This is a genomic window from Natrinema soli (assembly GCF_028618695.1).
This window is the reverse complement of sequence record NZ_JAQIVI010000139.1, coordinates 1-9,214: the sequence shown is the minus strand read 5'-3', so window position 1 is coordinate 9,214 and position 9,214 is coordinate 1. Positions and strand designations below refer to the sequence as shown.

The following is a 9,214-nucleotide window of genomic DNA, read 5'->3' as shown; positions in this document are numbered from 1 at the left end:
GACGCGGCGACCTCGCCCGGGAGATCGAACGCCTCGAGATCGAGCGGCGCAGTCGAGACGATCCTCGGCTCGTGTCCCGCGCCGACGATCGCACAGAGGACGTCTGCGAGCATGGCGCGGGAAAGCACCCCGCGCTCGGCCGGCGTGAGCGCGGACTCGAGGCGAGTCTTCGGCGTCTCGGCGGCGAACGGGACCAGGACGCGCATCTGAATCTGGTTGCGGTAGTTCGGGCGCGCTCAAAAACACGTCGGAGTGCGCCCGCTCGCCGTCGCGAAATACACGTCGCGTACTCCACATCGCGAGCGATCCGCGCCGCAAGCAATACGCGCCGCAAGCGCGAGTGTGCTCCCGGCCTCGTGCCCCCCGACACGAGTCCGGCCGCTCGCGATTTTCGAACGAACGACGGCCTAGAACAGCGGCTCGAGTTCGTCCTCGTCGTCCTCGACGAGTTCCTCGAGGTTCTCGCTGCTGTCCTGCTGGATGTCGTCGATGTTGTCCTGGGCCTCGATCGCGACCTGCTGCAGTCGCTTGATCCGCGGGACGTTCGTCACGCCGGAGAGCAAGATGGCCGCAGCCACTTCGGGCTCTCCGCGCGGGAAGTCCCCGCCGCGAACTTCCATGCTTCCCGTTTCCTCCTCGAGCCACTTCCGCCCGCGCTCGATGCCTTTCCGGTTCAGATACTCCGAGGGTCCGGAGAGCACGAGCAGGGCGCGCTCGGTGCCTTCGATCTCACACGGGAGCGTGAGTCGGCCGAGTGCGGCCTTGCGGACGAGGCTCGTGATGCGGTTCGTCGTGTTCGCGGCGTCGAGACTGTCGTCGCCGCCGGTGTCGCCGGTGAACCGGGAGAGCAGGCCGCCGCCCGAGTTCACCTCGACGTCCTCCGAGGCGAAGCCGACGGTGGAGACACCACCGCCGGAGAGCGTGTTGATGATCTCGGAGGAGTCGACGACGCTCTCGGCGACTTCCTGCCCCTCTCCGACTTCGCCGGCGCCGAAGAGGATGCCGAATCGGCGGACGATCTCCTCGTTGATCTGGTCGTAGCCGCCTTCCATGGACTCGCCGGTCTGTCGCCACGAGTCGTTGTCGAAGACGAGCAGGTTGTCGACCTCGCGGACGAACGTCTGAAACGATCTCGCCGCGTTGAGCGTGTAAATCCCGCCTTCGTCCGTCCCCGGCAGGACGCCGAGGCCGTAGACCGGGATCGTGTAGATCCGCTTGAGGTGTTTGGCGAGGACGGGCGCGCCACCGGAACCGGTACCGCCGCCCATGCCGGCGACGATCAGAAAGGCGTCGACCTCGTGGGTCGGGATCGAGTCGATGGCGTTCTGTACCTCGTCGATGTCCTCCTCGGCGACTTCCGCGCCGAGTTCGTTGTCAGCACCCACGCCGTGGCCCTTGACGCGGGCCTGGCCGATGAGTACGCGATTCTCCTGTGGTATATTATCGAGACCGATGAGGTCCGCCTTCGCGGAGTTGACGGCAATCGCCGCGCGGACGATTCCGCTACCCGTCCGATCGTCGTAATCGAGGAATCGATCGACGATTTTGCCACCGGCCTGTCCGAATCCGATCATCGCCAGCTTCATTGTTTGTTTGGGGGCTCCGTTGCATTGGTACCAGTGCAATGGAGGTTATAAGTCTTGTGCTGAGCTGAATTTCACGTTTCCTTTAATATTCTTCCGTATCGGTCGACTGGGGTGGTATTTGCACCGATTCTCCGATCTCGAAAACGCCGTTTACTCCGTCTCATACTGTTTTTTAAGGTTAGGTGTTCTCTCGCGCCCGATCGCGACGTGATCGGACGCTGTGAGCGACGACGACATCGATCTGAACGTCAGGCCGTTTTCGCCGATCGTTCCCGACGGTCCGTCCCGTTGCGGCCGAGAGACGCGCCGAGCGTCGTCATCGCCGCCGGATCTCGGCCGAAGACGGTCACGTCGTTTTCGTCGACGGTGTTGTCGAACTCGAGCGAGCGAGCCTGATCCGGGCCGAACGGAACGAACGGCAGCGGACCGATCGCCGAAAGTCCGAGTTTGGCCAGTCCCATCGGGATCGGAATGATCCTGACGTCTTTTCCCTCGGCGTCGTAAGCGAGCTCCGTCACGTCCGCGAGCGTGACGACCTGCGGGCCGGCGAGTTCGTAGGTCTCGCCGATATGCGCGTCGTCTTCGAGCGCGTCGGTCAGCATGGGGACGAGATCACCGACCCAGATGGGTTGAAACCGCGTCTTTCCACCGCCGGGCAACGCCGTCAGGTACGGCGTCGTCAGCGTTTTCGTGAACTCGACGAACTCGCCGCCGTCGCCGAAGACGACCGACGGGCGAACGATCGTCCACTCGAGCGCGGAGTCGCGGACTACCGCTTCCGCCTCGCCCTTGGCGCGAATGAACGCGGTAGCGCCGTTCGGATCGGCCCCGAGCGCGCTCATCTGTAGAAACCGACCGACGCCGCCGGCCTCGGCGGCGCGAACGAGGTTCTCCGTGCCCCGGAGGTGGACTTCCCGGTGGCTCGTCCCGCGGGGCGGTTCGAACAGCGGCGAGAGCGAGACCAGATTGACGACGGCGTCGTGACCTGCGACGGTGTCGACGATCGAGTCGTAGGCGCTGACGTCGCCCATCGCCGATTCGACGCCGTCAGGGAGCCCGCCGTCATCCGGCGACCGAGAGAGCGCCGTCACCTCGTGGCCGCGTTCGACCAGTTCCGCACACAGGTTCGTGCCGATGAAGCCGGTGCCGCCGGCGACGAGGATCTTCATGGCCGAAACGTGATTTCGCAGCGATAAATAGATGGGCGGCGATACCGCGTGGCCCGTTCGAGGCTCTCGACAGATTGTAGTACCCGTCACGACGAGGGTCGACCATGCTCGTCACGCTCGAGGGATTAGACGGCAGCGGCAAGACGACGGTCTGGGAGGCCTTGCACGAGCGGTATCCCGAGGCCACGTTCACGCGCGAACCCACGGACGATTCCTGGTACGGCGAGGCCGTCTACCGCTCGATCGAGGACGACGACGCCGATCCGCTGGCGGAACTCTTCCTCTACACCGCCGATCACGCGGATCACCTCTCGCGGGTGATCGAACCCGCCCTCGAGCGCGGCGACCTCGTGGTCTCCGATCGCTACTCCGACTCGCGCTTCGCCTATCAGGGCGCGACGCTCACAGCGGCCGAGGGCTACGATCTCGCGGATCCGCTCGAGTACGTCGTCGATATTCATCGGCCGTTTTCGATCGATCCCGATCTGACGATCTACCTCGATATCGACCCCGAAACCGCCGCGGCTCGCGCGGGGACGACGAACAAGTTCGAACGCGCCGAGTACCTCGCGTCGGTTCGGGACAACTACGAGCGACTGCTCGAGCGCGACCCCGATCGGTTCGTCCGCGTCGACGCGACGCAGTCGCCCGAGGCGGTGCTCGAGGCGGCGACGGACGCGCTGGCCGAAGCGGTCGGCGAGTCGCGCTGACTTCGTCCATCGATTCGTCCGTCCACCGTTCCACCGCGGCAATTCTCGTCGGAGACGGCGGCTTCGGGCAAAGGCTTTAGTCGTGCCAGGGTGTACCACACCTCCGATGGTCCACGCGTTCATCATGGTGAAGACCGCCGCCGGAAAGTCCGAGGGCCTGCTCGCGGAGATCGGCGACCTGGAGTCGGTCGCCGACGCCCACATCGTCGCGGGCAACTACGACATCATCGCGGAGGTCGACGCGTCCGAGGTCTACGAGGTGCTCCAGGCCGTCTCCTCGAGCATGCGGGGACTCGACGGCGTCACCGAGACGAAGACGTACATCGCGATGGGCTAGCGGTACCGGGTCAGTCGCGCGCTCTCCCGCAATCTCCGTCGTTTCGCGTGTTCTCGCGGGCCCGTGCAGCCGCCGGACGCGACCGTTATGGGAACGGTCCGCTCAGCCTCCGAACTCGAGCGTCACGCCGAACTCGCGCGTCGGTCCACTATCGGTCGAACGAATACCGTGCTAGTCGGGGGCAAACTTATTCACCGGGGCGAGCGTACCCCAGTCCATGCGGTTCGTCATTATCGGGGCCGGACGGGTCGGACTGCGGACGGCGCGCGTCCTGCGCAACGAGGACCACGAGGTAACGGTGGTCGAACGCGACGAGCCGACGCTCAGGCGCGCCCGCGATCAAGGGTTTCACACCGTCGAGGGCGACGGCTCTCGCGAGGACGTCCTCGAGGAGGCCGGTATCGCGGCGGCCGACGCCGTCGGTGCGCTGACCGGCGACCTCAACGTCAACTTCACCGCCTGCATGATCGGCAACCACTACGGTTGTCGGACCGTCATGCGGATCGACGAGGCCTACCGCGAGGGGATCTACCGGAAGTACGCCGATCAGGTCGACGAGATCATCTACCCCGAGCGGCTGGGCGCGATCGGCGCGAAAAACGCCCTGCTCGGCGGGACGATCCGCGCCATCGCCGATATCGCGCCGCACCTGCAGGTCGTCGAACTCACGATCACCGACGCGGCCCCCGTCAACGGCTACACGATCAGCGAACTACAACTGCCCGCGGACGCGACCGTCCTCGCCTTCGGGAAGCGCGACCGCGATCTCGGCATCCCCGACGAGGACCTCTCGCTCGAGGACGGCGATCGACTCGTCGTCCTCGCGGACTTCGACGTCCTAAGCGAGGTCCGCCAGCTCCTGGTCGGCGAGCCGCCGAACCGGGCGGCCGCCAACGCCGGCGGGGGCTCGAGTTCGGCGGCAACGAAACTCCAGCGCGGGACGGAGACGGATTCGGATTCGGGAGGTGTCAACTGATGGTTACAGCATTCGTCATGATCAAAGCGAACACGGGCGAGGCGGATCGACTCAGAGACAGCATCGAATCGATTGACGGCGTTCGATCGGCCCACATCGTCGCCGGCGACGTCGACCTCATCGCGAAAGCGCAGGTCGAGTCACCGGCCGCGGTCAAGGAGATCGCGGCGACCCACATTCAGGCCATCGAGGGAGTCGAAGACACGCAGACGTATATTGCTATGGACTAAAACCCAGCTTTTACGCTGCGGTCTACCGCACTGACGGCAGCATAGCTGCCGCACAGTGCGGCGGCCCTCGGTAAAAGCTGGACCAAAAGCACTCCTCCTTCCCCGCCAGCCGCGCGAGCGCGGCTTTCGGGTCAGTCGTCGGCCCGAGCGCGAAGCGCTCGGTGAACGGCATCACTCGGGTTCTTCGAACCGCTCGTTCGCCGATGCGACAGCTGAGGAATGGGCCATCATTAACTGGTCATTTTTCTGTCGGTCGCTCGCAACTATCGGTCGACCGCATAGACCTCAGCCCAGAGATACACGATTCCGAGACAGGCGTAGAAAAGTCCGAAGATCGCGAATCCCAAGTTGCGTTGCACGACGTACGAACTCGCCTGAGCGAGTCCCAAGAGGATCATCGCGACCCCGATGATCGCCTTGTGTCGTTTCTGGACCATATCGTCAGATAGTCTACTTGGGTGATAAATTCATCCGATACCGATCGCGTCCGAGTACAGCCATTCCAGAGAGACGCGACTGCGGTGGCCGGGAGCGCGGCTCAAGCAGACGCGAGAGCCGCGGGACTCGGGGAAGGGCAGGCCGTTTCCAGGTATCGACCGCGAGCGAAGCCGTGCGCGGCGCTACGCGCCGCGAGAAGTCGAACGGCCGGAGGCCGTGAGACCGGCCGAGCGAGCGGGCCGACGACTGACCCGAAGGGGAAGGAGGAGTGTCCTCGTGAACGGAGTGAACGAGGGCTTGGAAGATGCGAAGCGTCTTCCTGTGCTTTTAATCGAATTTTTGCCGAGGTGCGCCGCAGGCGCACCCGTGGTTCGAAAGGCGCTACGCGCCTTTCGTCATCAAGCGAGACCAAAGGTCTCGCGGACCTCGCGAATCGGAGATTCGCTCAGTCACGCGAGAGCTTCGCTCTCTCGAACGACAGCGTAAAACTTCGGTCTACAACGGCATGCCGCCACTGTTCCCGTCTCCGTCCCCGTTCGCAGCCTGCTGCCCCCTGTCCTGCGCGTTCTCGAGCAGCGTCGCCGCTTCGCCGCGATAGTCGTAGCCGGGGATGATCCCCTGAGCGAAGGTCCCTTCGACGAACTCGATCAGCGCCTTGGCGTCGTCGGCACCGTCGCCGGCGTCCCACGCGGTGTACTCGAGGCGAACCCGGACCTCGTCGGTGTCGCGTTCGATGACGGGTTCCTCGTGCGTGCTCGTGCGGGCGACCGTGAAGACGTCCTCGAGGCGGCGCTCGAGGGTCTCGAACCAGCCGTTTTCGACGGGGGCCGCGACGACCTCGTCGGCGACGGCGGCGTCGAGCGTGGGGAGGACGACGGTGACCAGAAAGCGGCCGTCGCGCTTTCCCTCGGCGTCGTCGGCTGTGACGGTCGTCTCGAAGACGGTCGTCGTGAGGTCGTAGCCGTCGTCGGTTCGGGCGAAGGCGTCGTGGGACTCGAGTTCGCGTTCGACGGCAGCCGGGAGATCAGTCATTATGCGTACTCACGGGCGTGGCGGAAAAGGATGTTACGTTGTGAGAAGACTGTTACGTTGTGATCTGTGCGGGGCGGGATGCAGATGGAAACAAAATGTGACAGTAGCCGGGCGTCGGCGGCTCCAGTGGTAGTCGCTGGAACCGTTTCACGGGGAAGTAATCCGTTGGTATCGAAAATGGACTGCATTACTACGGAGGAAACAGGATACGATCCGGGGTATGAGTCTGGATAAACACGTAGCAGAACGTCGTCGCTTCGCTCACCTCCTCGGAACGGACGGCGACCACGGCTCCGGCCTCCCGATCAGAGGCCGAGACGCCGACGACGAGCCCGCGGAGGACGACGATGACGACCGCGATCTCGAGCGCTCGAGCGACGACGACGCTACGAAATCTCGCGCTCGTTGAGGAACACGTCCAGCGCCGTCGCGACTTCTTCGAAATCTTTGACCGTCAGTCCGTCAGTGGTGGCGAAGACGCCCTCGCTGTCGTTCGTCACGCGGATCAGAAAGCCATTCTCGAACACGCGGATCGTGTAGTCGTACGCACCGAGTTCCGAGCCCTCGTACGCGGTCTGGGTGGTTTTGAACCCGCGCCACTCGTGGCCGATGAACGTCGAGAGATCGGCGTCGCGCTCGAGGTCCTCGCGGAGGTAGACCTGCTCGTAGTCGTCGCGCGTGAAATACGTAACCGAACGGAGACTGTCGCCGATGGCTGTCCGACAGGTCGCGACGATCTGCTCCGACGCCTCTGACGTGAGTATTCCGGTCGGCATATTTGACCAGTCGATCCCCGAGACCTTAACGACGAGGGATAGTCACGACGTGGTAAAACCGCCGGCGGCTCCGTCCTACACCTGTTCGATCGCCCGATCGAGGTCCGCGATCACGTCGTCGACGTCCTCGATTCCCACCGAGAGGCGCACGAGGTCGTCGGTGACGCCGCCGGCCAGCTTCTCCTCCTCGGTGAGCTGCTGATGGGTCGTGCTCGCGGGGTGGATGATCAGCGTCTTCGCGTCGCCCACGTTCGCGAGCATGCTCGTGAGTTCGACCTCGTTACAGACCGTCTCGGCGGCGTCGTAGCCCCCTTCGAGGCCGAACGTGATCATGCCGCCGTAGCCCCCCTCGAGGTACTCGTTGGCTTCCTCGTGGGTCTCGTGGCTCTCGAGGCCGGGGTAGTTGACCCAGTCGATCGCCGAGTGCTCCTCGAGGTACTCCGCGACGGTCATCGCGTTCTCGCAGTGCTTTTCCATTCGCAGGGGCAGCGACTCGAGTTTCTGCAGGGTCGTCCAGGCGTCGAAGGGGGACTGCTGGTTGCCCAGATCCCGTAGTCCGCGGGTCCGGGCGACGACCGAGAAGGCCATGTCGCCGAACGTCTCGCGGAAGTTGACACCGTGGTAGGCCGGGTTCGGCTCGGTGATTTCGGGGTAGTCTCCCTCCTCCCAGGGGAACGAGCCGCCGTCGACGAGGATCCCGCCGACGGTCGAACCCGCGCCGTGGATCCACTTCGTCGTCGAGTTCCAGACGAGGTCCGCGCCGTGCTCGAGCGGCCGGCAGAGGTACGGCGTCGCGAACGTGTTGTCGACGAACAGCGGCACGTCGTGCTCGTGTGCGATGTCGGCGATGCGCTCGATGTCCGGCGTGACGAGCGCGGGGTTGCCGATCGTCTCCAGGTGGACGAACGCGGTGTCGTCGTCGATGGCCTCCGCGTAGGCGTCGTAGTCCAGCGTGTCGACGAACTTGGTTTCGATCCCGCGCTTCGCGACGGTGTGGGTGAGGTAGGTGTAGGTTCCGCCGTACAGCGCCGACGAGGAGACGATGTTGTCGCCGACCTCCGCGAGGATGAAGGTTGCGAGGTCGAACGCGGCCATTCCCGACGAGGTGGCGAGCGCGCCGACGCCGCCCTCGAGCGTCGCGATGCGCTCCTCTAACATCGCGTTCGTCGGGTTCATGATCCGCGAATAGATGTTGCCCGACTCCTCGAGGCCGAACAGCGCGGCGGCGTGGTCCGTGTCGTCGAAGACGTAGGACGTGGTCTGATAGATCGGCGGCGCGCGGGCCCCCGTGGCCGAATCCGGCTCTTGGCCGGCGTGGACGCTGTTCGTGGCGAAGCGGTGCGCTTCCGAGTCGGGATCGTCGCTCATACCGGGCATAGAAGGCGATATACGGTAAAGCTACTGGGCGAACTCGTTCGGCGTCTCGACGGCGTCCAGCAAAAGAACCGATCGAGGGGCGTCAGCGGGACCGCGCGAGCAAGGCGGCTGCGAGGACGGCCATCGCACCGATCGCCGACCCGGCGGCGAAGCCGGGAATCGATTCCGAACCCGACCCGTCGGAACCATCCGGTTCATCGGATGCAGTCTCGTCCGCCGATTCGGTTCCCTCATTCTGTGACGAGGCAGCTTCCGCTCCGTTCTCGCCGACGGTGAGCGTCCCCGACTCGAGCGCCGGCTCGATGCGGCCGCCGTCGTCGGCGTCGACTTGGGAATCCGTCACTCGCAGCGTCGTCGAACCGGTCGCAGTCTCGGTGGCGTTCACCTCGACGGTCGCGAGGGTGACGTCGGCCGCGCCCGGCGTCACTTCGTCGGTGAGATCGGCGGCCTCGACGGTCACCGATCGGCCGTCGGCGCTCGTGATCGGATCGGTCGTCAGCCCGTACGCGTCGGGATAGCTGGCGTTCGAGACCGTCGCGGCGTCGCCCGACAGCTTGAGGGTGACCTCGAAGCCGGCGAGGCC

General features: G+C 64.9%; 11 protein-coding genes and 2 pseudogenes. 5 read left to right on the top strand and 8 right to left on the bottom strand.

What is annotated here, in order from left to right:
* The 3 genes and pseudogenes from PGX04_RS09965 to PGX04_RS09955 all read right to left on the bottom strand — a co-directional run.
* Positions 1 to 206: pseudogene (locus tag PGX04_RS09965) on the bottom strand (2-phospho-L-lactate guanylyltransferase); the annotation flags it as partial.
* 201 nt (positions 207 to 407) lie between these two features.
* Complete coding sequence (locus PGX04_RS09960) at positions 408 to 1,586, bottom strand: tubulin/FtsZ family protein (protein WP_273738356.1); 1,179 nt, start codon at positions 1,584 to 1,586, stop codon at positions 408 to 410.
* A gap of 248 nt (positions 1,587 to 1,834) precedes the next feature.
* Positions 1,835 to 2,755, bottom strand: a complete 921-nt coding sequence (locus PGX04_RS09955) for a complex I NDUFA9 subunit family protein (RefSeq protein ID WP_273738355.1) — start codon at positions 2,753 to 2,755, stop codon at positions 1,835 to 1,837.
* Between the two features lie 104 nt (positions 2,756 to 2,859).
* On the opposite strand from PGX04_RS09955, the gene tmk reads away from it, so the two are divergent.
* The 4 genes from tmk to PGX04_RS09935 all read left to right on the top strand — a co-directional run bounded on the left by tmk (position 2,860) and on the right by PGX04_RS09935 (position 5,008).
* Complete coding sequence (tmk, locus tag PGX04_RS09950; protein WP_273738354.1) at positions 2,860 to 3,465, top strand: dTMP kinase; 606 nt, start codon at positions 2,860 to 2,862, stop codon at positions 3,463 to 3,465.
* Between the two features lie 106 nt (positions 3,466 to 3,571).
* Positions 3,572 to 3,802 (top strand): Lrp/AsnC family transcriptional regulator, encoded by a 231-nt coding sequence (locus PGX04_RS09945; RefSeq protein WP_273738353.1) that lies wholly within the window; start codon positions 3,572 to 3,574, stop codon positions 3,800 to 3,802.
* A gap of 217 nt (positions 3,803 to 4,019) precedes the next feature.
* Positions 4,020 to 4,778, top strand: coding sequence for a potassium channel family protein (locus PGX04_RS09940; RefSeq protein WP_273738352.1), 759 nt, complete (start codon positions 4,020 to 4,022; stop codon positions 4,776 to 4,778).
* On the top strand, positions 4,778 to 5,008 hold the full coding sequence (locus PGX04_RS09935) for an Lrp/AsnC family transcriptional regulator (RefSeq protein ID WP_273738351.1): 231 nt from the start codon (positions 4,778 to 4,780) through the stop codon (positions 5,006 to 5,008). Before PGX04_RS09940 ends, PGX04_RS09935 begins: the two co-directional genes overlap by 1 nt.
* 263 nt (positions 5,009 to 5,271) lie before the next feature.
* Here PGX04_RS09935 and PGX04_RS09930 read toward each other — a convergent pair whose 3' ends face one another.
* Positions 5,272 to 5,445, bottom strand: a complete 174-nt coding sequence (locus PGX04_RS09930; RefSeq protein ID WP_273738350.1) for a hypothetical protein — start codon at positions 5,443 to 5,445, stop codon at positions 5,272 to 5,274.
* A 496-nt stretch (positions 5,446 to 5,941) separates the two neighbouring features.
* The gene (locus tag PGX04_RS09925) at positions 5,942 to 6,478 is read right to left on the bottom strand and encodes a DUF5813 family protein (RefSeq protein WP_273738349.1); all 537 of its coding nucleotides are present in this window, start codon (positions 6,476 to 6,478) and stop codon (positions 5,942 to 5,944) included.
* 220 nt (positions 6,479 to 6,698) lie between these two features.
* Here PGX04_RS09925 and PGX04_RS09920 point away from each other — a divergent pair, with 220 nt between their 5' ends.
* Entirely contained in the window at positions 6,699 to 6,887 is a 189-nt protein-coding gene (locus PGX04_RS09920) for a hypothetical protein (protein WP_273738348.1), read from the top strand.
* On the opposite strand, the gene PGX04_RS09915 is transcribed toward PGX04_RS09920, so the two are convergent.
* The 3 genes and pseudogenes from PGX04_RS09915 to PGX04_RS09905 all read right to left on the bottom strand — a co-directional run.
* Positions 6,865 to 7,254 carry a DUF7522 family protein gene (locus tag PGX04_RS09915; protein ID WP_273738347.1) on the bottom strand — a complete coding sequence of 130 codons (390 nt, stop codon included), beginning with the start codon at positions 7,252 to 7,254 and terminating at the stop codon, positions 6,865 to 6,867. The two genes, PGX04_RS09920 and PGX04_RS09915, sit on opposite strands and share 23 nt — an antisense overlap.
* A gap of 75 nt (positions 7,255 to 7,329) precedes the next feature.
* Positions 7,330 to 8,622 carry an O-acetylhomoserine aminocarboxypropyltransferase/cysteine synthase family protein gene (locus tag PGX04_RS09910; RefSeq protein ID WP_273738346.1) on the bottom strand — a complete coding sequence of 431 codons (1,293 nt, stop codon included), beginning with the start codon at positions 8,620 to 8,622 and terminating at the stop codon, positions 7,330 to 7,332.
* A 91-nt stretch (positions 8,623 to 8,713) separates the two neighbouring features.
* Positions 8,714 to 9,214: pseudogene (locus PGX04_RS09905) on the bottom strand (hypothetical protein); the annotation flags it as partial.